Raw genomic sequence first — 24,291 nt, 5'->3', positions numbered from 1 at the left:
AGCTGTTTTGCGTGCCGAGAGACGGTGAACGCAGGCTTCTGAGCAGATATCGATCCGGGGGGCGCTACCGGTACCAGAACGGCGCAACAGGTAATTACCCATCACGGCATCGGCCGCAGGCGTGTGGACGCAATCCTCACGAATGCTGGCCGGCATCAGCAGATGCACCGGATAGGGTAGCCGCGCAAGCGGCGCGCACGGCGAGAGCCCTGCGTGTTCGCGTAAGCGGACAGTCAAGACGCATTGCTTCCATGCTCAGGGCTGATCGGTTTGGCATCGCTAAAGGACCGGGAGAGTAGTGGCAGGACGGCTGGGTGGGCCGGCAAGCTGGGGGTGGTACCCGGGCGCACCGAATGGGACAGGCCCGAATCGGGGTCGGTGCTGTCCTGAAATGGGCTGTGTGCGAGATACACGGCTCCGCGGCTGCGTGCGCGCAGCGCTATGCGAGACGAACATGAGCAAGACAATCAACCTGCGCCCGATCCTGGAGCAGTACAACCTCCCCGAGAGATTCAAGGCGGAATTCGCCGTCCTGGCTGCCGAGCATCTTCACCTTCCCCACAGCGGAACCCGCGTGAGCGGACGTTCGCTATCGCAGATGTCTCAGCGGCAGCGGGTGCAGGCGCTGCTGGCGATGATGGTGGAGCTGCGGCGCGTCGGCGGCATGGCCGTGACTTCGCCCTATGCCATTCGGCAGAAGCACATCCGTTGGCTCGTCTGCCACTGGGTGGAGGAGCGGAAGCTGAATGTGGGGACGGTGGAACTGCGGCTCACGCACCTACGTGCCTTCATGTCCTGGATGGGCAAGGCAAACATGGTGGGTCGAATCGACGACTATGTGGTGCGGCCGGCGGGCTACGTCCGCAGCTACGTTGCGAAGGAAGACCGCTCTTGGGATGGGAATGGCATCGATGCCGCGGAACTGATCGCGGAGATCGCGAAGACGGATCTACATGTTGCGCTGCAGTTGAAGCTCGAAGCCGGATTCGGACTGCGCGCCAAGGAGAGTTGGCGCCTGCGAGCGGCGCTGGATGTTCTGCCGTCCGGCATGCTGCATGTGCATGACGGGACGAAAGGAGGCCGACCGCGCCGAGTGCCCATCGAGTTTGACTGGCAGTACGAACTGCTGGGCCAGGCGGCCAGCCTGTCCGAGGCAACCAATCCGGGCAAGGGCACGCTCATTCCCGCGACATACACTCAGAACCAATGGCGCCGCAGGTTCTATACCGTACTGGAGAAGCACGGGGTCACGAAAGACGGCGTTGGGGTGACGGCTCATGGTTTGCGCCATCAGTTCCTGCAGCAGATGTACCAGCGCCATAGTGGCCAGGCGGCTGCTGTGAAGGGTGCTGGGAAGGTAAAGGACGTCGAGGCGCACCGGGAGGCAATGCGGAAGGTGGTCGAAGCTGCAGGTCATAGTCGAGCCACCAAGGCGAATGCCTATCTGTCTACCTATTCGGTGCAGCAGTCGCTTGGCAAGCCAGAGCCGTCATTGGCTGATGTCCAGGCCGCATTGGCGGCGGCCGGTGGGAACAAGGTCGTCGCAGCAAGGGATCTGGGAATCTCGCGGGCAAAGCTCTATCGAATCCTCGCGAAGGTGGGGTCGTAGATCACGAGATTTGGGCCACGGAACCGAAAGTCTGAGCATGCTCAGCCTATTTCCCCGGTAACACGCCATATTTCTAGCGTGTTTTTACGGTCGGGAGATTCGAAATGACGGCAGGAACGACGGCGGATCTGGTCCGCCTTTCGTTGGAGATCCGAGTGGCTTGGGCGATAGCGGTGTTCTGAGTCGACGACAATTCCCCAGAGCAGTGTCCGCACCAATGCCATCCGCCGTTCCATTACTGTCGGGGCGTTTTCTGAGCGTGCTCATCACAAAAACCCGGAAAGCTCGCGGTTTTGTACCGTCATTCCGGGAGATTTGCCGATGTGGGCATGGTTGAATCGGAATTTCCAATACCAGTACGGAGAAATTTGCATGACCAAATCGGAACTAATCGACGCGATCGCCGCCGGTGTCGACGGCCTGTCCAAGACAAAGGCCGAGCAGGCCTTGAATGCCACGCTCAGTGCGATCATGGATGCCGTGGCCAAGGGCGAGACGCTCACCTTGGTTGGCTTTGGCTCTTTCAGCAAAGGCGAGCGAGCTGAGCGCACTGCGCGCAACCCGCGCACCGGCGAAGAAATCACTGTTCAGGCCGCCAAAACGGTGAAGTTCAAGGCCGGTCAGCGATTCAAGGATGCCGTAAACGGTGACGCCGGTGCACAGTGACCAGACGGGCGCGGCCTCGCCGCATTATGTGCCAGTCGCACAGCTGCTCGCCGGCACCACGGAGCTCCCCCAACGCATCGACGCAACGGTCGTGCGATATCGGGGCGTCACGTGTCATGTTTATGGCGTTCTCCATGGTCTGACCGGCGGTACCAACCGGCAATACAAGGCTCTGGTGGAGCAGGCCATCGAAGATGCCCCGGGCGAGCTAGTCTTTGGCGAGACGAAGTTCGGGAAGCTTTATCGAGGCATCCAGGTGGAGATGGACGACTGGACCGAGATTCCGCTGCGCGACGCCTTCCGGATGCAATTCAAGGCGGCGCTGACGCCGATGCGAATGTTCATGGTGGCCGCCGGCATGCGTCGTGAGCGCCGAACTGAGGTTGACCGCTTTGGAACGGGCGGTGTTCGTCGCCTGCAGGACATCGGCGGCTCCGCGGCCTTCCATGCCTTGTCGCCCGATGAACGTCGCAGGCTTGCCGGATTTCCCGATCCTTACTCGTACCTGGTGGAGAACTGCCGTCGCCGCGCGGGCGGTGGTGACCGCAACGGACCTGTGTTTCCCGACCCGGATTGGCGTTGGCTCGCGATGATCGAGCCGGAGCTCAACATTCCGTTGCGCAGCGTCTTTATGCTGGAGTTCGCCGTGGAGCGTGCTCGAGTACTCGGGGGCAGCGAGATCTCGATTTTTGTGGGCGAGATTCACAATTCGGACATGGCCTGGCTGGCGGGCTTCGACGAGACCCTGTTGGACCAGTCGGTCCTACGCACGGTGAACGACGTTCGGTCGCGCGCCATAGAACTCGCCCGTGCGCGAGGCCGGCCATCACGCCTCAGGTTCGCCCTCGCCGCCCTGGCGGGAGCCAGCATTCCAATGTCGATCTATTTTGGCTTTGGTATCTGGCTCTGGGCCAACCGGTAGACCAGAAAACCGGTATCAAGAACGCGAAAGGCACGTCTACGGGCGTGCCTTTCGTCCTTTTTGAAGGGAACATGTTCCTTCGACTACTTGTCCGGTGGGCTATCGTGCGTAGGCCAGAAGCAAGGTAGCCAGGGCGCCGGCGTCGCCTACGAGTCGATGGATCGAGCCTGCGGGAGATTTGTCTGCCAGTGATTCGCCCGACACCAGCCAAGAGAACTTCACGCGGCGCGAGGATTTTTCGCCGGGATGGGGTGTCGGCGCGGGTAGATCAATGGGCTGCGATCGCTGCGCACGAGTGAGCCCCGGGAAAGGATCGACGCCCGTGAAGTGCGCCAGTTCATCAATGCTGATCGCGCTGTAAGCTGGCGTCGCATCGTTGCGGACAACGTAGGCGGCGGCGCCGACACCGGGCACATAGATAGCCTTCCAGAGGAAGTCGGGAATCCGAACACGGCCATTGAGGGTCGCGCTGGTCTTCGAAAATGCCGGACCGGTGACAACCTGGATTGCGCCGTATTGCCGAGCCAGCCGGCGTGCCGACGTCTCGATATGGCTCCACGTGCGGCGGTTGGAGATGCTGTTCTGCGGAACGACGTTGGCCAGGGTGAAGCTCTCAGCTTGTGATGCCTTGTCTGCGAAGTCCCCACTTGGCGCAAGGTGCCCGCGGTCCATTCCGGATCGGCTGAAGTCCTGCAGGCGTGCGCGGTCGGCAGCCGGAAGGCGCTCCTCCTCGTAGAAATCGCTGTCGCGCGGCAGCGAGCGTGCGGCTTCTACGGCTTGCTTCGTGAGCCGCTCGGCCGACCAAAGCGCGGTGCGAGTCTGGGCGGAGTAGAGGACGGCGTAGGCACGGTAGCAGAGCAGTTGGGTCCTGCCTGCCGGTTGGCTAAGGGCTGGCTGGCCGGCGCCCAGTACGTGGGCGCATTCTGCGGGTTCTTTCGCACTGGCAGTGGCTGCGACGAGCGCGAGGGTGAGTGCAACTACGAGATGGCGAGTCATGGCTGAAGGTCCGAGATATTGACCATTTCAGCTTGCCATCCCAAACGCGAAGTCAAGGTTGCCAGTGATCCGGCACGCCATCGATGGCCTTGCCGATGAACTCGTGTAGATCCAGCAGAGGCCATTCCTTGTCGGCCAACGCCTCTTCGGCAATCTCAGCGCATAGCGCCGGCACTGGCTCGAAGCGGACCATTGGTGCTCCATCTATATAGATGATCTTCGCCCGCTTCAGCAGCTTCTGATAGCGCGCGGACTGAGACACCACTGTTTCAGGCGGGTCCACGTGCTTGAACTCGTACCCAGGCTGGGCGAGGGCAGCGGCCATAGCCGCGAATTTGGGGCCGTTCGCCTCCCAGTCGGTTGTTGTGGAGGCGACCAGGTTTAGGAAATACGGGATGTCCGAGACGGTCAGCGCGCGGCGGGCGGTCATGGATATGGCCTGCTCATCGGCGGGCCGGTGTTCGACGCGATTGTTCCAGATGGCGCTGAGCTGGGGGAAGGCCACGTCCTTGCCGGCGCCATCGAGCTGGATCGGAGGCGTCGACATGCCGCATTCCTCACAAACAATGACTGCCTGGAGCCGGCCGGCGATGTAGAGGGGGGCGCCGTCGCAATGGGCGCATTGGAGGAGGCCGCTGGGCATGGCGAGGATCCGGTGCTGAAAATCCCGGGATTATGCCTGTCCGCGGCCTGCGCCCGTCAGAATTGGCAGACGGGCTGTTCGATGATCGGCTCTTCCACGGCCAGATAGCCGCTCGTTGTGCTCAGAATCTCACGCGTCACGGTTCCCTGGAAGCCTTGCAGCATTTCCGCGTGGTCTCGCAGGGCTGCGCCGATCTGCCAGAACTCGTTGAGCCAATGGCCCGGAGGGCCCATCGGGCCGCCCATCTGGCCATTGAAGATTGCGCCGCGAATGGCGAGAACCGTCTCGGGTTCGGGATACTCTCGTTCTTCGTTGTCGTAGTGCTGCATTGGTACTGGAGGTTGAGTGTTAGGTCGGCGTCGGGGCAGCCTAGGCTAGGCGAGTGTCGGCCACCAGGGGCAATGCCTCGGGAAATGCGTGATACAGGACACCCTCAAGCAGCCGTCCAGCGGCTTTCTTGCCCGCACGATGAACCATTGCCCACCCATCTCGCGCGGTTGCGCCGGCGGGATACTCTGGGGCATTGAATCCACCCAGCACGACACGGCCGTCCATCGCAACCGCTGCCGTTTTGAAGCGCCCGGCGCCAAAGTCGCCAGAGCCTGGTGCCCACTGGCCGTGCTGCTTGTATAGGAACGGGACGCCGGCAGTCGCACATTGGTCGCGCAGGCTAAGTGACCATGCCGGATGCGTGATCCGAGCATCTGGGCCAGATTCGCCGCCGGCAATGATCCAGTCGATGGCGCCTGGGTCGTAGTCGTTGCCGGACGTGTGGAGCAGCTCGCCAGTCATCGTGGAGAACACGTCGACGTGCCCGAGCAGGGGCTCCATCGAGAGAAAGCGGATCTTCGTCGGCACGCGCAGCAGCTTCGGAATGTCGCGGTCGGCCTCGGTCTGGTTCACGATAGTTGCGCCCAGCCAGATATCGGCGGGCGCATTGCCAGCGATCCAGGTGGCCAGCCAAGGGACGAGCGGGTTATCGGCGCAGTCGTCGCGCTGCATGAGGGTGTTGAAGGCCGCGCCTAACCTCTTTGTGGCGTTACCGATGCGTTTGGTCAGCACGAGCTTGTCGAGGTTCGGCGTCTGCCGCCAGACTTCGAGCATTTCGATGAACCATTCGATCGGCACCTCGTTGTCGAAGACGTCGGCCAGGCTTGAGCAGAAGACGCGCTGCCGGCGGCCGTGAATCGCCGCGAAAGCGGCATGAGCGGCGTTCCAACGGAGCATCTTTCGCCAATTGGCAGGGGAGGTGCGGCGACGAGGCGCGCCAGGTCCCCAGTTTGAGGCATGTCCGCCGCCGAATCGCGCGTTGCGTGCCTCCGCGTAGCAGTGGTCGCAACCCGGACTTACTTTCTGACAGCCCTCCCAGAAATTGGCCGTGTGGTCGGCCCATTCGATATTTGTGTTCTCGCTCATTTCCTTCCTTGTTACATGTACTGAGCAACGATGGACGACGCCGTTGCGCTGCCAGATCGACGGATCTAGGTGGTCTCGGCAAATCGATTGGCGGCACGTCGCCCACGATTGGTCAATCCACGCCACTCTCGATCCTGCACGGCGAGTGGGTAGCTGTTTTCCTTGCTGCGCCCCGCTCTGAACCATTGCTTGCCATCCCAAGAAGCAACAAGAGTTTCGTCGGCGTTGACAACATTGCGGACGTCGTAGTTTCCAGGTCTGACTGGTTTCGCAGTGTTGGAGAACCACGGAGTGAGTGTGTTATGCATGACAGTTGTCATTAATATTTAGCTTGTGAAGGGTGTTCTTCGAAGAGATCCCGCGTGCGGGTGTCCCTGTCGGCACTGCTGGGCGAGGTAACATTGCTTGACGAGGCTTGCGGCGAATCCACCGGTCGGCTTGTACTGGAAGAAGTCCGCGCGCAGTGCGGACAACGCTTGAATCCGCGGGGGACTCGGTTGATCGGAATCCACCTGGCACGAGGCCGCACCCGTCTGGCCTTGTCTTTAGGCTTGTGGCCACACAACGAGGCGCCGGTCACTGGATGGCTGAGCGCCTTGAATTGGTTCGTGAGTGCTTTGCTGCAGACCCAATGGGCGCCTGTGGCGTCGTGATAGCCCTGCCCGCGATCCACTGGCTGACCGCACAGCCAGCAGGTGCCCGCGTCGACGTGTTCGGCAATGGTCTTGCCGAAGTAGCGATCGTTTTTTGCCATGCTCAGTTCGCAGTGCGCTGACCTGCCGCCGCGTGGTAAATGCCGGTGCCGCAGTACGCGCAACCGAGATGCTCACGTTCCTGGGCCTCCGCATCGTCGACCGGCGGTGGGCAACTCCGATGCGCGTTGGCACGCACAAGCAGCTCCACCAGGCGAAGGGCAACCAACTGCCGATCCTCGTCTTTGGGCTGGCCAAGTAGGTCCGCAGCTATTAGCGACGCTGTCTGTCTGACCAAGTGCAAAGGGGGATGGGACACTTCGGGCAACGAAGCGCCGTGCTGGGGCGCCGTAGGATGCCGCTTGGTCTTTTGATCGCTCACCGATGTGCCTCCGTTGATGCGTCGGCAATGCTGCGTTCTTGGACCTGCTCCAGAGTCCTTCCGCAGAACTCGCAACGCCCTTTGCCCCACGCACCGCCATCCCAGCGGTGGCGGGATCCGACACGCAGGCCTGTGCGTTTGCTTCGGCCACCGAAGAGAGCGCACGAGATCACGGTGGGGCGGCTTTGCGCCGTTTTCCTAGTCATTGCTGATCTCGCTGCCGTCCCGCACTACCCGATGCCCGTTCTCGTGGGGTACCTGCGGCGCCTCTCTGCGCTTCTGGCGGGCTGCGCAGGCCTGTACCGCCGATTCCAACGCGTCAATCGCCCTCCGTGCCTCGTCATCGGTCTCGAACTGCATGATGATGCCCACGCCATCGAAGTCGGCGGTTTGGTACGCCGGCATGCCAGGGATGGAATCCAACTCGTCCATGAGCAAGTCGAGGCGGGTATCGTCCTCATCATCTGGAAAGCAGGCGAACACACCATTCGGCTCGTCGTCGTCGGCTCCTACGGTCATACCGCTAAGGTCGAGTTTCGGTGCTCGATTGCTCAACATCTCGCGCTCATCTCGCTGCGACGAGGTTCGCTGCACCAGCGATGGTGAAAGTTTGGAGTCGGAATTCATAATGGTCTTTATGGCAAGTGGAGTGAAATTGGGTCCCTTCAGCCTATCGATCCTGGCTCGAAGTCAAGTCGGGCCGGCCTGCACGGTCGAGTTTCTTGCGGCAAGCCCAAATTCGATCGCGGCGGCGCGCAGTTGGTCGGCATCGAGTTTGTCCTGGGAGAGCGCATTGAGTACGGCTTGAGCGAACCCGTGCAGGGCGGCCAATTCCTCGCCTATCGGACCATGCGTATAGAGGTACAGGCCATTCTGCATGCGGCGAACGGCGGTCGTTTCGCTGGCCATACGATGGAGCAGAGCTTCCGCTGCGTCGTGACTGACACCCAGGTGCCGCTGCAGGAGGGCCACAGAGGCGGCGCGGTGCTGGTGGACGAGCTCCAGCGCCGTGCGAAACAGCGCATCCCGATCAGCGTGCATCGGCCTTCCGTGTGCTGGGCGGAAGCCGCAGGTGCTCAATAGACGTACTGACGGCGTCCCATTCGATGCAAGGTATGCCGTTCTCCCGGTAGTACTGCCGCTTGGATGCCATTCGGGCGTCGTACTCCGGGTTACCCGTCATGCCGAGGACCTCGATGACCACTTCGGGATCAACGTCGGTTAGAACAAAGTCCGGGTGCACGGCGGCGCGACCGACGTGGCGCAATGGCTTGCGAAAGGCGCGGCCGTGGCCGACCAGGTGATCCGCCATTGCCACCTCGTGCGACGAATCGCAGGGCAGGAACTGCCGGTTGGCCAGCATCGCGGCGATATCGACCACGGTCAGGTAGTTGGAGCGGGATTTTTCAACGAGCAGTACGACGATGCAGCGTTGATCGGCCTTGCCAATGCCGGCAAGGGCGCCGCCAAACGACGCCTGCAGGCGTGCGTAGATCTCGGCGGACATGAAAAATCGCTGCGTGCTCTGGCGCAGCACCACCTTGCCGCCGTATTGGGTCTGCCCATGGGATTCGAGCTCGCCGATCACAATGCCGCGATGGCTCCCAGCGGAAGTGTGGGTGAGTCGCGCCTGCCAGGTTTCGAACTCGGCCAGGATTTCCGTTTTGCGAGCCGGATCCCATCGTTGCATCACGTGCAGCAGATCGGCTGCAGGCTTGCCGTTGATGCGGCAAGCAGCCAGTTCCGTGGTCAGGTGCGACCAGCAGGCGTTCCAGCCTCGGGAGCCGGTCCCCGACCAGACGTTGAGCCCCGCTTGTTCCCACGCATACTCCAGGAACGCCAGCAGGCCTGCCGAGCGCCGTTGGGGCTTGCTGCTTTCCCCCTTGGGCGTCCGTTGCACGGTTTTGGTCGGGGTGCGCGAGCTGGCTGACAGCGTGGCGTCGAGCCGGATGTCGTGGTGGCCATCGCGCACGCGGAAGGCGTCGAGACTGTCTGCAGCGCCCCCTTTGGCAAGTGCCAGGCGGTGGAACGGACACGCGCCCGCATGGTGGTGTGCCTGGTCCGGCCAGCGAGCGAGGAGGAAGATGTCGCGGTGGCGGCGGATCACGAGCTTGGGCCGCGGCCGGCTGGCCGTGCAGCCACACTCGGCGAAGCCTTGCACGGTTCTCGCACGCTCCAGGTGGCGGGCATAGCGGCCCGGATCTTCCAGCACATCGTCGAGGGGGAACTCATTCCCGCCTATCCGCACGGTAATCATGGTGATGTTCTCCTAGACTCCGGCGTCCCGGAACATGGAATAGAGGTCGCGCCGGATCTCACTGACGTTGAGCACATGCTTGGCGCGGGTCATGGCAACGTAGAGGAGGCGCTTCTCTTCTGCGGTCATCGTCGTCTCGCCTTCCTCGCCGGTCTTGAACTTGAAGTCGCCTGCGAGATAGACCGAGTCGAACTCCAGCCCCTTTGCTCGGTGCGCGGTAGAGATGACGTAGTCCGCCTCGCTTTCTGGGCTCACGCGCGTCAGGATCAGCCGGAGGTAGTCCACCCCTTCACTGTCAATTAGCTTGACCAGCGGCTGCAGGTCGCGGCCGGCTAGGGACTCGGCGTATTCCTGGACTTCTTCCCAGGTCTCGAATAGTGCGAGGGAGGCGGGGTAGGCGATCCGCTCTCCGCGCATCAGGCGCTCGGCGCCGTCGGCGAAAGCGCGCAGTTCATCCAGCTTGGCGCGGACCGCAACGCGGTCGCCTCTTGCGATGCCTTGCGCGAGGTGTGTCAGGACCGTGGCGTTCTTGCGGCAGAGGATCGCGTTGTAGCGATGCTGCCCAAACTCCGAGTCGTGCTCGATCCGCGACGCGATGTGTTCCTGGCCACGAACCGGCGTGTCCTCGTCCATCAGGGACAGCATGCGGCTGGCCAACTGGGCTATGGCCGGCCCGAACCGGAAGGATTCCGTGAGGGCACGCTCGGGCGCCTTGATGAAGTCCATGGCGTTGACGGCGCCGCGCCATTCGTAGATCTGCTGGTATGGATCGCCCACGTAGATGACCTGGCACTGCTGGGCGCGGAGGACAGAGAGCATCAGGCCATCCGCATCCTGCGCTTCATCGAACAGGATGAAATCGGCACCAATACGCGGACGGCTTAGTTGCCAGAGTTTGAGGTAGACGTCGTGGGTGATCGCGCCGGCGGCGGCTGGGTCGATATATTCCTCCCAGAGGCGCTTCACGTAGGGAAGCAGCGAGGCGCGCAGCAACTCAGCTTCCTCGTCCGGGACGATCGATTCCACCGGGATATGCCAAGTCAGGGGTTCGGGCTGGGCAGACCGGCAGAACCGGGCCACGCCATCTGCGACCATCCGTGCCACCTTGCTGCCGCTAAGCTCCAGATCCTTGCCGATGGTCGTGGGCAACTTGAGCGGACCGAGACCATAGCGGACGGCGAGGTGATGCGAGGGCTCCAGCGGGTTGTCGATCTTGCGGCTGATCTCAGGACGCGTCGCAGCGCGCGCGACAGAATGGGCCGTGCGGCACCTCGTGTTCGTGGGGAACTTTCGCGCGGCTTCGGCTGCGATATCCTTGTTGAAGGCCATGTACAGCCCGCGACTGCGGCCCAGCGCCTGGGCGGCCAGCTTTAGCGTGGATGTCTTGCCTGCGCCGGCATAGGCTTTGACCTTGAGCGCGCCACCTGCCTCGACGGCGTCGACAACGGCAGCCTGTTCTTCGGTAGGGGTCATGGTGCACAGATCTCCAGTGTCGCTTGCTCTGGCAGCATGGCCAGGACGCGCCGGCGGATCGCAAGTGCGTGCTCGCGGGACGCCCTATCGCGCCGTTCGGCCTCGCCGCTGACGCCGTCGACGATGTATGCAAAGTAGAGGGCGGAGGTGGGGCCGGTCCACGCCAGCCATTTGGCGCGGATTTCCGCTCGCTGTTCCGGGGTCAGGGAGAAATAGACGGCGCGCTTCTCCCTCCAGATCCGGGCGTGCAGAGCGCGCGTTGTACGCGCAAGGTTGTCCGAGCGTCGCTGGCGACGCGCCAGTTCTTCGTCCGCTGTGTGCTGCTCGGCAGCCACGTGGTCCGCAAAGAGCGGGTACCTAGCGCGCTCGCGCAGCTGCTTACGCGCGAATGCTGCCTGGCGGCGGGTATTGAAGTCGATGGGGTCGTGGCGACCGAGTCGGGTAAATCGCATGGCGGCTAGGTATGGAATGGTCTAAGACCAAGATACCGGCGCCAAAGCGAAGTCAAGGCGGCCGGCGGGCGAAGTTCGCCGCCAACCATTCTCACGGCGATTCCTGCCGGGGTTAGGCCCGAAAGCTATAGAATTTGGTGCGCCTTTTACCGGAAAACCATGCACACGCCCATTAGCCGAGAGGTATCCCTCGGAAACCGTCCCCAGAGCGAGCCGCAGCTCATTGCGCCCGGAGAGCCGGAGTACGGCGAGATCGCCCGGCTGGACGCCTTCATTTTCAAGCGCTATCTCGAGCGCGTGTTCTGGCACCCGCGCCCCGAAGTGCTGCGCTTTGAGGTCCGTGCGGTTCCGTCGCCTGTCGGAAGCGTGTACGACGTCGTTGCGCTCGTGGGTCAGGGCGAAGGTGAGGTGTGGTTCTCTGAAGCGGCTGTGCCAGTACGCTGGGACTATGTGGCAATCACCGAGGCGACGGATGGCCTAGGACGCCTGCAGCGCGACAAGCTGAAGGCACAAGGCAAACTTCCTGAGGATTACAGACCATTCATAGGCGACGGGCCAATGCAGGACTACTCGAACCTGGAGAACCCGGAAGAACTTTCACAACGACGCTGGGCGGTGGTGAACCGTCTGCGCGAGGCGAACCGCCTTGCACGGCAGGCAGCTCGAAAGCTTGGGTAGAAGCGCAGCGAGATGCTTGTCCGGGCCGTCAAGGCGCGGTAAGATTCGCCCGATTCTCCGCGCTACTGCGCATCGACCTCGCCGGCGTACCGGCCATCTTCTTTTCCTTCACCCACTGGGGCTATGTCCCCGATGGGTCATGGCTCCATCTTCTTTGGAGCCACCATGTCCTTCGTTGATACCGCTGAAACGGCCGCCGCCACTGTTGCGCTGGTCGTGATTCTGTTCGTCGCGCTTTTCTTCATCGTCACGACGGGGAGCATCGGGCTGTTGTACCTGCAGTTGTCCACACTGATGATCGCCGCCCTGGCGGTTGCAGTCCTGTGGGTGCTGGCAAGGTTCTCATATCTCTCGGGCCAGCCGGCCTGATCATCGCCGCGCGCTGCCCATGGGGCACGCGCGGCCCTCCACACCCATCCGGGAAGCGTCCCGATGGGGCGTTTCCCGTATCCACGAAGGAAACGCTATGTTCCGTCCCAAGACAATCGACATCGAAGTCGGGCCAGTCCCCGCTGAAGAATCCTGCGCGCAAGTTGGCCAGGATGATTACAGCGAGCGTTCGCGCCGAGAGTGTGCGGTCTATATCCGACAGCTGCAGCGCATTTTCGGCCATCCCGAGCCCGCAATCCTTCGGTTCGAGCGCCGCGGCTTTGCGCATGAGCTTGGCCGCTACCACGAGGTGGTGGCCATCATGACCGAGAAAGGCGCAGACCTGTTCGACGAGTCGAAGCTGCCCTGCGAATGGGATCACATCGCTCGTGCAGAACTGACCTGGCTGCGGCTGCAGCGACGCTGGTGGGAGACCGTTCAGGCTCGCCCGTCCGCGATTTCGCTGGTGCCGGACATCTTCCAGCGCAACGAGATTCCGGACTTTCCGGATCATCCCGCTGCGATGTGGTGGGCCATGGGCTTTATGCCCATGCCGGCAGGCCGCGCAATCTCGATTCACTAGGAGCGCGCGCCATGAACCCGATTCAGAAGTGCACGGTCATCGTACACCTCTCCGGTGGCACGGTTCCGTACGTCGAGACCGACGGCCATGTGAACGTGGTGATCGTTGACCACGACATCGAAGGCGTCGACGAGACCGATCTCAAGACGCTCCCGGATGGCGGCAAGGCAACTGTCCGCCAGGAAGCGGCGGCCGATGTGAGCCGGCAGTCTGCGCAACACTGGCTGGACTTGGCCGTGTAGCCGGCGCGGCGTAGTTCCGGCAGTTCCATTCCATTCCCCTCGGGAGACCTTCCCGACGGGGCGGTCTCCCCATTATCGAGACCGTCATGTACAACCAAATCATCGAAAAGTTCATTGCCGCCCAGCAAGCGGCACGTCAGGCCTATCAGGACGCCGCTAACTTTGAGCGCGACATGCTCGCCGGCACCGGCACCGACGAACCGTTCTTCGCCGTAGGCGTGCGTTCGGCATACCGGCAAGAGAACGAACTGGAGAAGTTCTGCCAGTCCTTGGCCGGTAACATCGTCAGTCGGGCACGCAAGGAGTTTGCGCCCCCGGGCGCCCGGCTCGATATCGACAATAGCGCCGAGTACGAGCGTGCCGGCCTGGATATCCACGAAGCCCTGAAGAAGGGGGAAATCCCCGATCTCGACAAGCTCTGGGCGTCGCTCACGGCCTTCTACAAAGGTGATGGCGGGGCGGCAACGGCCTACCGCCAGGCCGCGTCGCGAATCGTGCGCAACTTTGGCCTGCATCGGAATGCCGAGGTAAAGCGCACGGCGGCCGGCGTGGTGCTCAAGAAGCCGGTCTATACCGAGACGTCCTACAGGTCGAGCCGACGCAGGGTGGGATATCACAGCACCCAGCCAACGGCAGATTGCCTGATGGGTCTCGCCACTTTCGCGGGCAAAGCGGGTAATGCGCTGCTCGCGAAGCAGCTAACGGGCATCAACCTGTACGAGCTGGAGTACGTCTCGCGCGAGAAGATCGCCATGCCTGGCCTGGACATCACCTTGTTCAACGACAAGTGGGAGTTCAAGTTCTGCAACGAGCTGGCGGAGGCGCTGATGCTGTTCATTGGCGAGTACGGCCAGGAAGCCATGCAGGAGCGGCACTGATGTACAACGCGCTTGTAGAAGCGTTCCGTGCAGCGCAGGTGGCCTCCGCTGACGCGATTGCACGGGTTAGCGCGCTGGCAGCGCAGGCGGGCGCCGAGGCCCTGGTCGTGCCGTTGCATGTTGACCATCCCGGCGAGTTTCGTCGTTTCCTACGCTGCCTGGTGGCAAGCCTGATCGATCGGGCGAGCAACGAGTTTGGCATCGCCGGGGCTCCGGTCAGCATCGATGAGACCCGCATCCCGGTCAACGGCTACCCGAACATCTGGGAAGCGATCCGTGCCGGAGAAACGCCGGATCTGGACCGGTACTGGCGGGTGCTCGCTGAGCGGTACGAGCACTGCGGGCGGGCGCTGGCATGCCGTCAGGTCGCCAAGACGCTCGCCGCTTCGCTGCAATTGGATTCGCCTAATGCCGTCCGGCGCTTTACTAAGGTCATGCGCTTGCGACTGAAGGCGCCGTCCTTGACCACTGTGGTGCGTCCAATGCGGCGCATAGCGGTGGAGGCGCACGCCGAAGTCCGCGCAGCATTGCTCGCGCTCGCGGCGTTTGCGCAAGACGCGGGTGAGCCCGCGCTGGCCGGATGCCTGCGGCAATTCGACCACGGTGAAGCGTTCGGTCCCCAGCAACGGCGGACCTTCCCCGGGCTGGATGTCCTGCAATACAACGAGTACTGGGAGCTGCGGTTCTCCGCAGCCCTTGGTGAGCGCCTCCTCGCGTTCGTCGACCAGCATCTATCCGAGCCAGTCGCCGCTTAAGCACCCTGGTCTCTTCTCCTTGCCCCGTCATCGACGGGGCTTCTTCTTTTCTGGAATCCTATATGACTCATTGGTACGAGCCCTTGCGGGCAATCGTTAGCCTCGGTTCGCAGGCGGACAAGATCGCCCACATGGGTGAATTGCACGCTGCGCGTCAGCGGCATCTTTCCCAGTTCTTCACGCCCGATGCGATTGCCCGCCTGATGTGGGGCGTCGTGGAGGGCTGGCGCCCCGGCCGTAAGGTCGCGGTGCTGGACAATTCCGTTGGGTCGGCGCGGCTCCTGCAGTTTGCCGATCCTGCGCTACACGCCATTTATGGCGTCGACGTGCATGAACCGGCGATCGCAGCCGTTCAGCAAGCCGTGGAGGCCGCTGGCTTTGAGGGCAGCTTCCGCCAGGCTGGGATGGAGGAGATCCAGCCGCGTCATTTCGATGTGGCCATCATCAATCCGCCGTTCTCGATCCACCTCGAATCGCCTCACCTGCAGGCTTTCGGTTGCACCACCTGGGGCCGGTTCGGGCCGAACACCAGCGCTCTCAGCCATGAGTACGCGCTGGCCCAGGCGCTTGAGGCGGCACAAGTTGTGGTGGCGCTGCTGCCGACGTCTTTTGTCGACCGGTTTGTGGGCGTCCTGGACCACCGGGATGCGCATAGTACGGCGGCGCGCCGCGTGGTCGGCATCTTCGATCTACCGGTGTCCGCTTTCCGGGAGGAGGGCGCCACGGTTCACACGTCCATTGCCGTATTCGGTCGCTACCGCATGGGAAGGGTCGTACGCCAATCCCATGGCGACTTCTCAGTGCCTCTGCCGACGCTGGATCTGAACGTAGACGATCGGCATTTCCATGAGCCGCGCCTGAACCATCAGGTTTTGGACGACGCCGGACCCGCGATCACGCGGCCAGTGACCTCGCAGAAACGGGTACGCATTGCCCATGACGGGCGGCGAATTGTCCTCGGGTTCGAGTGTGGTTTCGTCGAGGCGATGGTGCTCAACCGGGTGCTCGACAGTCGAATCGTGCCGATGGACGGCCAGCGGTTGCCCAACGGCATGCGCTACGCCGGCAGTGGACGCCTCGATCTCGAAGCCTATCTCGTGCAGCATGACCCGATGGCCGCGCTGGATGGCCTGCTTCGGCTGATTCGCGGTGCCGGCGGCGTGCCGCAACTGGCGCCGGGTTTCCTGGAACATTTCGGGAAGCGGATTCGGCGCAGCGCGCGCCAGGCCATCCCCCTGCGGCACACGGTCTGGACGACTGGTGTCAATGCGGCGGACGCGATCTCCGGCGTGGCCCTCAAAAGCCATGTTGTGGATCCGTTGAAATGGGGCAGCCCGGTGATCAAGGCTGGCGAGACGGTAGCATTCGCCCGCCAGCCTGACGGCCGTTATGCGTTTCAGGCAGGCGGCGCCGAGTTCGCGTTGACGCTCGACGAGCTCATGAGCAGGTTTGCCGTGAGCCGATCGGCGCAGACATGGGAGACCGTGCACGAAGGCCTCGCAGTCCGGTGGCCAGGCCAGGCACTCGCACTGCGACGGCGCATGCAGGCGCTCGGTATTGACCGTTGGCTGAACTGGGAATTCCAGCAGGATGATCTGGTGGAGTTGCTGCAAAAGCCGTGCGGCGCCGTAGCCGCCTGGGAACAGGGGTGCGGCAAGTCGCGGCTCGCCGCGGCGTTGATCCTGTTGTCCGGGGTCAAGCATGGGCTCATCGTTGTCGAGGCGCGGTTGGTGCCGGAAATGCGCGCGGAGCTGGCCCAGATCCTGCCGGCCGATGCCGTCAAGGTCATCGACTCGCCGGAAAGCCTGGGGGAATTGGGGCAGATCAATCTCATTGCCTACGAGCGCCTTCGCATGCCGGTTTGCCGCAATGCCTCCAAGCGCGTGACCTACGCCCATCGGTTGCGACGCCGTATCGGGCTTTTGGTCGCCGACGAAGGGGAGCGGTTGTCCAACCCGAACAGCGACCAGAGCCGCGCGCTCTGGCAGCTTTCGGCACGGCGTCGCTACATCCTGACCGGCAGTCCGATAGCCAACTACCCGCGTGACGTGTTCGGCTTAATTGCGTTCACCGGCGGCGATGGCACGGCGGCCCAGCCCTACGGGTACCGCCGTGGGTACCTGGACCGCCAGTGGCTGGCCACCGCGCAACATGCTCAACGTGGCGTGGACCGCTTCCGGGATGACTTCGTCGTTCTGGAATGGGTGACCTGGGAGTTTGCGGAAAGCTTGCAAGACGGCGCGAAACGGGAGGTGCCCAAGATCGGGAACCTGCCGCTATATCGCCAGATGCTGGCACCCCACGTCAAGCGTCGGCTGGTTTGCGAGCCCGACGTCGCCAGGTACATCCAGATTGATCCGCCGGCAGTCGAGGTGGTTGAGACGGACTGGGACCCGGCGCACCTATCCCTGTATTTGCGCACAGCCGACGAGTTCGCGGACTGGTATCGGGAAATCCGTCGAACCGACGGACGCTCGAACAACCTGATCGCGATTCTGGCGCGGATTCGTGCCGTGCACTTCGCGGCCAACTACCCGCAGCATGGGGTAGACGGCGTCGGGGTGCTGGGGCAATTGACCAGCAAGCAGCGGGCCGCGACTGACCGGTTGGAAGCGATCGCCGCGGAAGGGAAGCAGGCCATCCTGTTTGCCGAGAATCCCGGAGTGATCGATTTGATCGCCGGGCAATTGAAGGCCCGTGGCGTCGATACGGTGCCGTTCCATGGGGGCATTCCAATTACGAAGCGCGTCGCCGACAAGGACAAGCGGTTCGTGAATGGCACGGCCACGGGGCTGCTGTGCACGAAGGGCTCAGGCAGGGCAGGGTACAACCTTCCCAACGCCGACTACGTGCTGTTCTACGACCGCTCGTGGACGTGGCGCATCGAGTATCAGGCGATGCGTCGTGCTCTGCGATGGAACCGGAAAGGGCAGTTGAAGGTGATTTATTTCCACCTGCCGGGCAGCATCGATGTCTACCAGGACCAGATGGTGGCGCACAAGCGCGACGCCATGGAAGCCGGGTTGGATTGGGCGACACCGGAATTGGAAGACGAGGCATTCCTGCATATGGATACCCTTCTCGATGCTTTTGTTGAGGATCTGGCGGCGCTTCACGGCCGCGAGAACCGCGATCAACGTCAACTGCTCAAGGAGGCAGCATGAAAGCGAATGAATGCAGCATCGCTCTGGGCGAGGGTGTGGCAACGGTCAAACGGCGCGGCACGCGCGGAACGACCGTCGCCAAGATCCTTGGCACCTTGGAAGCCGATGGCGTCGAGATGATTTGTCTCGATCGCCTGGTTCACGGCATTTTCGAGACGGAGATGGGAGGCTGGCATGTCAGCGGGGCGATAACCACCATGCTGGCCAGACCTATCGGCCCGTTGCCAGAGAAAGACCCCCGAAATAGCTGAGCTTTCGGGGGATTCCCCCCCCATAAATCACCATAAGATGGTTTCCGTAGCGCCCCGCTACAGGAAGCTCTCTCAAGATGGACCCGTTCCTCCCCGCCCTCCTCGTGAGGGCGGTTTTTTTTTGTGAAGCGGTAGGGCGGGCTTTTCATCGATGCCCCGGCTCCGGCGGTTCCGGTGACTAAGGGTTATCCCCCATGAGCGGGGTGTTGGGCTGGGCCATTCCGCCGATATTCAGATGCCGCGAAATGAAGCGTGGCGGCCAACGAAACAAGGAGAAATACTCATGCGAAACCAGCGCACTTTGTCGTTCCCAGGGTCTCTTGCATTGGCATTGCTGACGTCGGCCGTACTGGCGGCATGCGGAGGCGGCGGCGATGGCGCGGAGCCCGCCACGCAAACCACCACCACTGCGCCGACCGGCCCGGTCACCCAGACGCCGGCCGAACCTGTGGCCAAGCCGACGAGCGTCGTAGCGCCGGCCTGCTCGAACTGTGCCGCCGTGGATGCGAATACCTATGCGGGTTCCGGCGTCGGTGTCTGGCAGAACATCAATGCCACCGCTGCCGCAGTGGACATGCCGATCAGCATTGACGGGCTTAAGGGCCAGGACGTGACGCTCGTGTTCACGAACCAGTCGGGCACCGCCCAGACCATGCCGACGATCCCGCTGACTTCCTCGTACTTCCCCACGGTTGCCGCGAGCGCCATCCAGTGGGATGACGGTACGAACGAGGTCAAGCGTCGTATCTCCGACTTCAACCGCGATGGATGGGCGGCGAAAGCTGGCGCCCGCGGCACGGCCCCAAGCAGTTCCTCGTTTGGCGCCACGCCGCTGCGCGCCGCCGCATACACGCCAGGCGATATCCGTACCTTCTATCACGAGGACAACACGCAGCGCACCGTAACACTTATCCGCACCGACGCTGCGTCTGATGGTACGACCGTGAATTTCTGGGTCGAGAGCACTGAGACAAGCCCGAGCAAGGTGAGCACGGCGATCGTCAACGCGCTGTACGCCGGATTTGTGCCGAGCGGCAAGATCTATGACATGTTGAAGCAGACCGGCGGCCCGGTCTGGGGGCCGCACGTGTACAGCGATCTCATCAGCGGTGCAGTCGCTCAGCCGATCGACATCGTGATCCTGAACTTTGACCACAATACCCAGCCTTTCGGCATGGTTGGCTATTTCTACGGCCGCAATGCGCTGACGGCGGCCGCCGAACCGCTTAGCAACCAGTCGGTATCGTTGTATCTGGACTCCGAGACGCTCTACCTCGGTGGCCCCGAAGGCATGAAGGCGATGTTGCTGACCATGGCGCACGAAGGTATGCACATGCAGAACTTTTACCGCCGTGGCGTGGTAAAGGGCCCCACCTATGCCTTCAGCACTTGGCTTGAAGAGGCATCGGCGATGATGATGGAGGACTTCGCGAGCCAGTCGATCGACCCGACCTACAACGCGATCCGGGACGTTCGCTTTCCGAACTACGTCAACTACAAGGCCGGCTCGTACAACTGCAGCCTGCTGACGTGGGATCCATTCGGCGCAGCCTGCGACAGCTACTCAGTGTCCGGCTCCCTCGGTGGGTTCCTGGATCGCCAGCTTGGGCTGGGCTTCTACAAGCATCTGCTGACCAACGTGAGCAGCACTGACTCGGTGGCGGTGCTGGATTCGTCAATCAAGGCGACTGTGCCTACGTCCAGCCTGGGCGAGCAACTGCGCCGCTTTGCTGCGACGTCTGGTGCGCTGATGAAGGCGCCAAGCCCGACCGGCTTTGGTTTCCCGGCCCGCGTGGAAGGTGGCTTCACGCTGCCGGTAATCGATCCACAGGCGCTGGTAGCAAGCCGCACGCTCACGCAGTCGGTACCGGCGACGCTGCAGCCCTACGCCAGCCTGCCGGTGGTGCGCAAGGCCGTGAGCGGTACGTATAGCGAGACCGTCAAGGTGCCGGCCGGATCCACGCTGTCGGTTGTGATCCAATAAAGCAGGTGGGGCGGCGGGGCCGCCCCCTTCGTTGCTTCCAGAGCTCCATGCAGAAAATCATACCTTCCTTGCTACTCTGTCTCGGGCTCGCGGCATGCGCCGGCGCGACGCCTGTCGCTCAACACCAAGTGCTGGTCGGCGAAATTCAGATCAAAGGCAACGAGCCATTCCCGACAGTCATGCTGGAGACGGCCGGCCATGACAGCTGGGAGTTGGTTGGAATGCCGCTGGACGAGGCCCGTTCCTTGATTGGCCGCCAGGTGACTGTGGACGGCGCCGTGATCAGGGCCCCCGGCCCCGGCGTATGGCTGCCATCGTTTCGTGTGGGCGGCAAGGCCCAGACTTCCGCACCGTGAGTGAACTGCCCAGCCGGGGCTTGCCAGCCTAGACAGCTGCAGCGCCCCGCCAATATCATGCGCAGATAACAATGCATAGGGGCAAGGAATGGCGGGTCAATCGGCAGCTGCGGAGGCACGGGTTGCAGTACTAGTGGACTGCGACAATACAACCCCTGAAATCCTCGAGTACGCCCTCCGGGTAGTGCCCCAGTTCGGGCGCGTAGTGCTCCGAAGAGGCTACGGCAACCATTCGACCCTGGCCAACAGGTGGCAAGAGGCGCTGGTTCGGCTCGCTTTCACGCCTTGCCTCCAGTACCAATATGCCGCCGGCAAGAACACGGCCGATATCGCCCTCGCGCTGGACGCGATGGAGGCCATGTTCGATTCCCGCGCCGACATCTTCTGCCTGGTTACCAGCGACTCGGATTTCGCATACCTCTGCCGCAAGCTGCGCGAGCGCGGTGCAACCGTTCACATCGTCGGGGAAGAAAAGACTCCCGACGCGCTGCGCAATGCCAGCGACCAGTTCTTTGAGTGGCAGGCACCCGACCCGGTCCCTGAAGCGGCAGACACCGCAAAGGCCAAAGTCGCCGCGGCGCCTCCCAAGCCGCCTGCAAAGCGGCGGCCCAAGGCCGTGATTCGAGCCGTCGAGCTGCTCGCCGGCGATACGCCGGATGGCTGGGTTGGACTAGGCGCTCTCGGGCAGTATCTCAAGCGCACCGATCCCGGCTTTTCCCCAAAGGTTTTTGGCCATGCCGCGCTCTCCGACATGGTCCGTACGTATCCAGACCTGGTGATGAACCAGCAGAGCGGTACGGGCTATTGGGTCAGCGTTAAGCCAAAGATGGAAGGGGCGGAAGCGTAGCGCTCCATCGATGTCCGGCACTGGCAAGGCGCTATCTTGTCCGGAGCCGGATTTTTAGGTATTCTCTGCGCACCTACCGCGTCCTAGACGCATCGACCCCGCACCTTCCGGTGCCAGCTTCTGCAGTACGGTGGCCGGCCAGCATAGTCTGGTAGTCCATCCTTCCATCCCATCGGGAACCACGTTCCCGGTGCGGCTACGGGTTCCCCTATTCTCGCGAGAACCCACAATGCAAAACCCTACCGTTGTTATTGGCAGCATCCGTCCTGGCCGCAACCCGCGCAAGTACTTCGATCCTGCCCAGATGGCTGAACTGACTGAATCCGTCCGCGTAGACGGTGTCATCCAGCCAATCCTGATTCGTCCCATCGAGGACGATGAGCACGGCCATGAGTACGAGGTGGTAGCCGGCGAACGCCGCTATCGGGCAGCGATGGCGGCCCACGGCGACAGGTACGAGATGCCTGTCAACATCCAAGTGATGACCGATGCCGAAGCCGATCGCAAGGCGCTGATCGAGAACATCCAGCGTGCCGACATGGCGCCTTCCGAGGAGGCCGTGCAAGCATCGAAGATTGTCGGCCAGTTGCAGGGCGACCGAGACGAAGCGGCCCGCCAGCTTGGCTGGTCCCGCTCGACGCTCGACAAACGCCTGGCGTTGATGAACTGCAGCGAATCCGTTCTGGAAGCGCTCAACACCCGTACTATCCAGCTCGGTCACGCCGAACTGCTGGCCACGCTCGCCAAGGACAAGCAGGACAAGCTTCTGCCGGTCATCATCTGCGAGAAGAAGCCCGTTGCAGAACTGAAGAAGACGATTGAGGCGGCCGCGTGCAGTCTCGAGTCCGCCATCTTCGACAAGACGGAATGCGCGGCATGCCCGCACAATTCTTCGTTGCAAACGGAGATGTTCGGCGAAGCCATTGCCACCGGAAATTGCACGAACCGTGCATGCTACGACGGGAAACTCGGCAAAAAGCTCGAAGGCATTGCCTATGGGCTGAAGGACGAGTACCCCATCGTGCGCATCATCCGCCCGGGCGACAACCATACCCGGATCCAATTGAAGGTCGAAGGCCCGACTGGCGTTGGCGATGAACAGGCGAAAGCCTGCCACGCCTGCCAGAACTTTGGCGCGGCCGTCAGTGGCCTGCCCGATTCCATGGGCAAGGTCTACAGCGGCCAGTGCTTTGATACCGTCTGCAACCAGCAAAAGGTTGCGGCGCGTATCAAGGCCGAAAAGGATGCCACCAAAGCGCCTGCAGCCAAACCGGCCGCAGGTGGCAAGGCGGCCCCTGCGAAGAAGGGCGACCAGTCCTCTACCGCGGCCGAGAAGCCCGTGACGTCGATCAGCGAGAGCGAAAAGGTGAAGGGGTACCGCACCGCGCTCTGGCGCAAGGCCCTCCGCAAGGAAGTCGCGCAGAACGCTGAGCAGGCGAACTCGTACCTCCTGGCGGTTGCCCTGAACGGGCTGGCGCGCAATATCGCCGGCGACGTGATGAGCAAGTTCTTCGAGAAGCTGACGGAGCAGAAGTCGTCATCGTCGTTGCAGGGTTGCCTGACGGCCATCCACGCGCTGGATGGCCAGAAGCGACAGCAGCTGACGATCGGCCTGACCGTGGCTGCCATCGATGGCGTGGAGGTGGGCAATCTCCGCGAACTGTGCCGGTATCACAAGTTGGATCTGCGCAACCACTGGAATCTCCAGCAAGCGCAGGATTTCCTGGAAATGCTCACCAAGTCCGAGATGAAGGTTCTCGCAGACGAGTTGGGTATCCGCAAGGTGCTAGGCGATGGTTTCGCCAAGCTGTTCAACAAATCGAAGCCTGAAGTCATCGCCGGCCTGCTGGCGGTTGACGGCTTCGATTACACCGGCAAGCTGCCCAAGGTTCTGGGCTACTGATCCGTTCAACTATCCATCTGCAGAGGGCGCCATTTGGCGCCCTCTGTCATTTCATTCCCCAAAAGGATTCACCATGTTCACCCAATTGATTCCGCTCGTTCGCGCGAGCGACAAGGTCGTGCTCACGCTGACGATGCAAGGCGACACGATGTCCGTCGTTGTGATGCCCGTCATCAAGGACGCTGCTGACCCCGCACTGACCCGGCCTTTGATCCTTTCGGCTACGCCGGCGGAACTGGATGCCGAGTTTGCGACGGCCGTCACCAGCGTGACCGAAGCCCATCGCTCGCTTGCCGAGCAGGCCGAGGCAACGAAGTCGATCCTCGATGCCGCCAAGTCCACGCAATCGTCCAAGGCGACGAAGGCACTGACCAAGGCCGCGTCGCCATCGACGTCTGATGCCACCAGCGATGCCGGTGACGATGACGAAGCAGAAAACGGTGGCGGAGCGCAACCGGAGGCGAAAGCCGAAACGAGCGCACCGGTTTCCACCGGTACCGACCTTGCTTCCCTGCTGTAAAGGAGACTGCCATGGCACTCGAAGTTACGCAGCTCACCCGTGAGTTTTCCTATAACGGCATGACGCTGCCTGATGTGGGCCCGCAGTTCTCGCCCGATCAGGTTCGCGATGTCTACTCCGCCCAATACCCCGAGTTGACCACCGCCGCGGTGGACGGCCCGGAAGTGAAGGGCGGTATCGCTCGCTACACGTTCGTCCGAGCCGCTGGCGCCAAGGGCGCGTATGCGCAAGTCTGACCTGATGAAGGCGCTGG

Annotated in this window: 30 protein-coding genes; 19 read left to right on the top strand and 11 right to left on the bottom strand. The window is 62.5% G+C overall.

The genetic code is table 11. From position 1 onward, the window contains the following. Positions 1 to 237: hypothetical protein (locus D769_RS32525; RefSeq protein ID WP_206536997.1), on the bottom strand; the 237-nt coding region annotated here is incomplete at its 3' end. Between the two features lie 217 nt (positions 238 to 454). Between D769_RS32525 and D769_RS12270 the strand changes: the two genes are divergently transcribed. From D769_RS12270 to D769_RS12260, 3 genes are all read left to right on the top strand, one after another. Continuing rightward, the gene (locus tag D769_RS12270) at positions 455 to 1,609 is read left to right on the top strand and encodes an integrase domain-containing protein (protein WP_008645425.1); all 1,155 of its coding nucleotides are present in this window, start codon (positions 455 to 457) and stop codon (positions 1,607 to 1,609) included. A 372-nt stretch (positions 1,610 to 1,981) separates the two neighbouring features. Beyond that, positions 1,982 to 2,275: an HU family DNA-binding protein gene (locus D769_RS12265; protein WP_008645423.1), complete on the top strand. Its 294-nt coding sequence runs from the start codon at positions 1,982 to 1,984 to the stop codon at positions 2,273 to 2,275. Next, positions 2,256 to 3,197, top strand: a complete 942-nt coding sequence (locus tag D769_RS12260; RefSeq protein ID WP_008645421.1) for a hypothetical protein — start codon at positions 2,256 to 2,258, stop codon at positions 3,195 to 3,197. Before D769_RS12265 ends, D769_RS12260 begins: the two co-directional genes overlap by 20 nt. Before the next feature lie 99 nt (positions 3,198 to 3,296). On the opposite strand, the gene D769_RS12255 is transcribed toward D769_RS12260, so the two are convergent. The 5 genes from D769_RS12255 to D769_RS31825 all read right to left on the bottom strand — a co-directional run bounded on the left by D769_RS12255 (position 3,297) and on the right by D769_RS31825 (position 6,560). Next, entirely contained in the window at positions 3,297 to 4,193 is an 897-nt protein-coding gene (locus D769_RS12255) for a DNA/RNA non-specific endonuclease (RefSeq protein WP_008645420.1), read from the bottom strand. 52 nt (positions 4,194 to 4,245) lie between these two features. Then, positions 4,246 to 4,740 (bottom strand): hypothetical protein, encoded by a 495-nt coding sequence (locus D769_RS12250; protein WP_241227857.1) that lies wholly within the window; start codon positions 4,738 to 4,740, stop codon positions 4,246 to 4,248. A 152-nt stretch (positions 4,741 to 4,892) separates the two neighbouring features. After that, on the bottom strand, positions 4,893 to 5,165 hold the full coding sequence (locus D769_RS12245; RefSeq protein ID WP_008645418.1) for a hypothetical protein: 273 nt from the start codon (positions 5,163 to 5,165) through the stop codon (positions 4,893 to 4,895). A 40-nt stretch (positions 5,166 to 5,205) separates the two neighbouring features. Further along, complete coding sequence (locus D769_RS12240) at positions 5,206 to 6,252, bottom strand: phage Gp37/Gp68 family protein (RefSeq protein ID WP_040011004.1); 1,047 nt, start codon at positions 6,250 to 6,252, stop codon at positions 5,206 to 5,208. Between the two features lie 65 nt (positions 6,253 to 6,317). Next, positions 6,318 to 6,560, bottom strand: coding sequence for a hypothetical protein (locus D769_RS31825; protein WP_152414981.1), 243 nt, complete (start codon positions 6,558 to 6,560; stop codon positions 6,318 to 6,320). A 275-nt stretch (positions 6,561 to 6,835) separates the two neighbouring features. Here D769_RS31825 and D769_RS31820 point away from each other — a divergent pair, with 275 nt between their 5' ends. Together D769_RS31820 and D769_RS32920 are read left to right on the top strand one after the other, a co-directional pair. Then, on the top strand, positions 6,836 to 7,027 hold the full coding sequence (locus D769_RS31820) for a hypothetical protein (RefSeq protein ID WP_152414980.1): 192 nt from the start codon (positions 6,836 to 6,838) through the stop codon (positions 7,025 to 7,027). A 47-nt stretch (positions 7,028 to 7,074) separates the two neighbouring features. Then, positions 7,075 to 7,206 carry a hypothetical protein gene (locus D769_RS32920; protein ID WP_277423003.1) on the top strand — a complete coding sequence of 44 codons (132 nt, stop codon included), beginning with the start codon at positions 7,075 to 7,077 and terminating at the stop codon, positions 7,204 to 7,206. 318 nt (positions 7,207 to 7,524) lie between these two features. Here the strand turns inward: D769_RS32920 and D769_RS12235 are convergent, their stop codons facing one another. The 5 genes from D769_RS12235 to D769_RS12215 all read right to left on the bottom strand — a co-directional run bounded on the left by D769_RS12235 (position 7,525) and on the right by D769_RS12215 (position 11,508). After that, positions 7,525 to 7,953 (bottom strand): hypothetical protein, encoded by a 429-nt coding sequence (locus D769_RS12235; RefSeq protein WP_152414979.1) that lies wholly within the window; start codon positions 7,951 to 7,953, stop codon positions 7,525 to 7,527. 63 nt (positions 7,954 to 8,016) lie between these two features. Further along, positions 8,017 to 8,367 (bottom strand): DNA translocase FtsK, encoded by a 351-nt coding sequence (locus tag D769_RS12230; protein ID WP_008645415.1) that lies wholly within the window; start codon positions 8,365 to 8,367, stop codon positions 8,017 to 8,019. After that, positions 8,357 to 9,583, bottom strand: a complete 1,227-nt coding sequence (locus tag D769_RS12225) for a DUF1173 family protein (RefSeq protein WP_008645414.1) — start codon at positions 9,581 to 9,583, stop codon at positions 8,357 to 8,359. The genes D769_RS12230 and D769_RS12225 overlap by 11 nt, the downstream gene beginning before the upstream one ends. Positions 9,584 to 9,595: 12 nt before the next feature. Continuing rightward, complete coding sequence (locus tag D769_RS12220; RefSeq protein ID WP_008645412.1) at positions 9,596 to 11,056, bottom strand: 3'-5' exonuclease; 1,461 nt, start codon at positions 11,054 to 11,056, stop codon at positions 9,596 to 9,598. Continuing rightward, the gene (locus D769_RS12215; protein ID WP_008645411.1) at positions 11,053 to 11,508 is read right to left on the bottom strand and encodes a hypothetical protein; all 456 of its coding nucleotides are present in this window, start codon (positions 11,506 to 11,508) and stop codon (positions 11,053 to 11,055) included. The genes D769_RS12220 and D769_RS12215 overlap by 4 nt, the downstream gene beginning before the upstream one ends. A 159-nt stretch (positions 11,509 to 11,667) precedes the next feature. Between D769_RS12215 and D769_RS12210 the strand changes: the two genes are divergently transcribed. The 14 genes from D769_RS12210 to D769_RS12145 all read left to right on the top strand — a co-directional run bounded on the left by D769_RS12210 (position 11,668) and on the right by D769_RS12145 (position 24,274). Continuing rightward, the gene (locus D769_RS12210) at positions 11,668 to 12,186 is read left to right on the top strand and encodes a hypothetical protein (protein WP_008645410.1); all 519 of its coding nucleotides are present in this window, start codon (positions 11,668 to 11,670) and stop codon (positions 12,184 to 12,186) included. A 165-nt stretch (positions 12,187 to 12,351) separates the two neighbouring features. Then, positions 12,352 to 12,555, top strand: a complete 204-nt coding sequence (locus D769_RS12205) for a hypothetical protein (protein ID WP_241227856.1) — start codon at positions 12,352 to 12,354, stop codon at positions 12,553 to 12,555. Between the two features lie 97 nt (positions 12,556 to 12,652). After that, entirely contained in the window at positions 12,653 to 13,138 is a 486-nt protein-coding gene (locus tag D769_RS12200; protein ID WP_008645408.1) for a hypothetical protein, read from the top strand. Positions 13,139 to 13,149: 11 nt separating this feature from the next. Then, positions 13,150 to 13,380, top strand: coding sequence for a hypothetical protein (locus D769_RS12195; RefSeq protein ID WP_008645407.1), 231 nt, complete (start codon positions 13,150 to 13,152; stop codon positions 13,378 to 13,380). A gap of 86 nt (positions 13,381 to 13,466) precedes the next feature. Beyond that, positions 13,467 to 14,258, top strand: coding sequence for a hypothetical protein (locus D769_RS12190; RefSeq protein WP_008645406.1), 792 nt, complete (start codon positions 13,467 to 13,469; stop codon positions 14,256 to 14,258). Further along, positions 14,258 to 15,013 (top strand): hypothetical protein, encoded by a 756-nt coding sequence (locus D769_RS12185; RefSeq protein WP_008645405.1) that lies wholly within the window; start codon positions 14,258 to 14,260, stop codon positions 15,011 to 15,013. Before D769_RS12190 ends, D769_RS12185 begins: the two co-directional genes overlap by 1 nt. Before the next feature lie 62 nt (positions 15,014 to 15,075). After that, the gene (locus D769_RS12180; RefSeq protein ID WP_008645404.1) at positions 15,076 to 18,177 is read left to right on the top strand and encodes a DEAD/DEAH box helicase; all 3,102 of its coding nucleotides are present in this window, start codon (positions 15,076 to 15,078) and stop codon (positions 18,175 to 18,177) included. Further along, on the top strand, positions 18,174 to 18,428 hold the full coding sequence (locus tag D769_RS12175) for a hypothetical protein (protein WP_008645403.1): 255 nt from the start codon (positions 18,174 to 18,176) through the stop codon (positions 18,426 to 18,428). The genes D769_RS12180 and D769_RS12175 overlap by 4 nt, the downstream gene beginning before the upstream one ends. Positions 18,429 to 18,711: 283 nt before the next feature. Then, entirely contained in the window at positions 18,712 to 20,412 is a 1,701-nt protein-coding gene (locus tag D769_RS12170) for a hemagglutinin-related protein (protein ID WP_008645401.1), read from the top strand. A 47-nt stretch (positions 20,413 to 20,459) separates the two neighbouring features. Continuing rightward, the gene (locus tag D769_RS12165) at positions 20,460 to 20,768 is read left to right on the top strand and encodes a hypothetical protein (RefSeq protein ID WP_040011002.1); all 309 of its coding nucleotides are present in this window, start codon (positions 20,460 to 20,462) and stop codon (positions 20,766 to 20,768) included. Positions 20,769 to 20,856: 88 nt separating this feature from the next. Beyond that, the gene (locus tag D769_RS12160) at positions 20,857 to 21,615 is read left to right on the top strand and encodes an NYN domain-containing protein (protein ID WP_008645399.1); all 759 of its coding nucleotides are present in this window, start codon (positions 20,857 to 20,859) and stop codon (positions 21,613 to 21,615) included. Between the two features lie 229 nt (positions 21,616 to 21,844). Beyond that, a complete protein-coding gene (locus tag D769_RS12155) occupies positions 21,845 to 23,518 on the top strand; it encodes a PRTRC system ParB family protein (RefSeq protein ID WP_008645398.1) in 1,674 nt (557 codons plus the stop codon). A gap of 73 nt (positions 23,519 to 23,591) precedes the next feature. Further along, entirely contained in the window at positions 23,592 to 24,038 is a 447-nt protein-coding gene (locus tag D769_RS12150; RefSeq protein ID WP_008645397.1) for a PRTRC system protein E, read from the top strand. 11 nt (positions 24,039 to 24,049) lie between these two features. Next, positions 24,050 to 24,274 (top strand): PRTRC system protein C, encoded by a 225-nt coding sequence (locus D769_RS12145; protein WP_008645396.1) that lies wholly within the window; start codon positions 24,050 to 24,052, stop codon positions 24,272 to 24,274. Positions 24,275 to 24,291 lie beyond the last annotated feature (17 nt).

This window comes from Cupriavidus sp. HMR-1 (assembly GCF_000319775.1).
GTDB classification, from domain to species: domain Bacteria; phylum Pseudomonadota; class Gammaproteobacteria; order Burkholderiales; family Burkholderiaceae; genus Cupriavidus; species Cupriavidus metallidurans.
The sequence above is the reverse complement of the archived record's forward strand: the minus strand, read 5'-3'. Positions and strand labels throughout refer to the sequence as shown.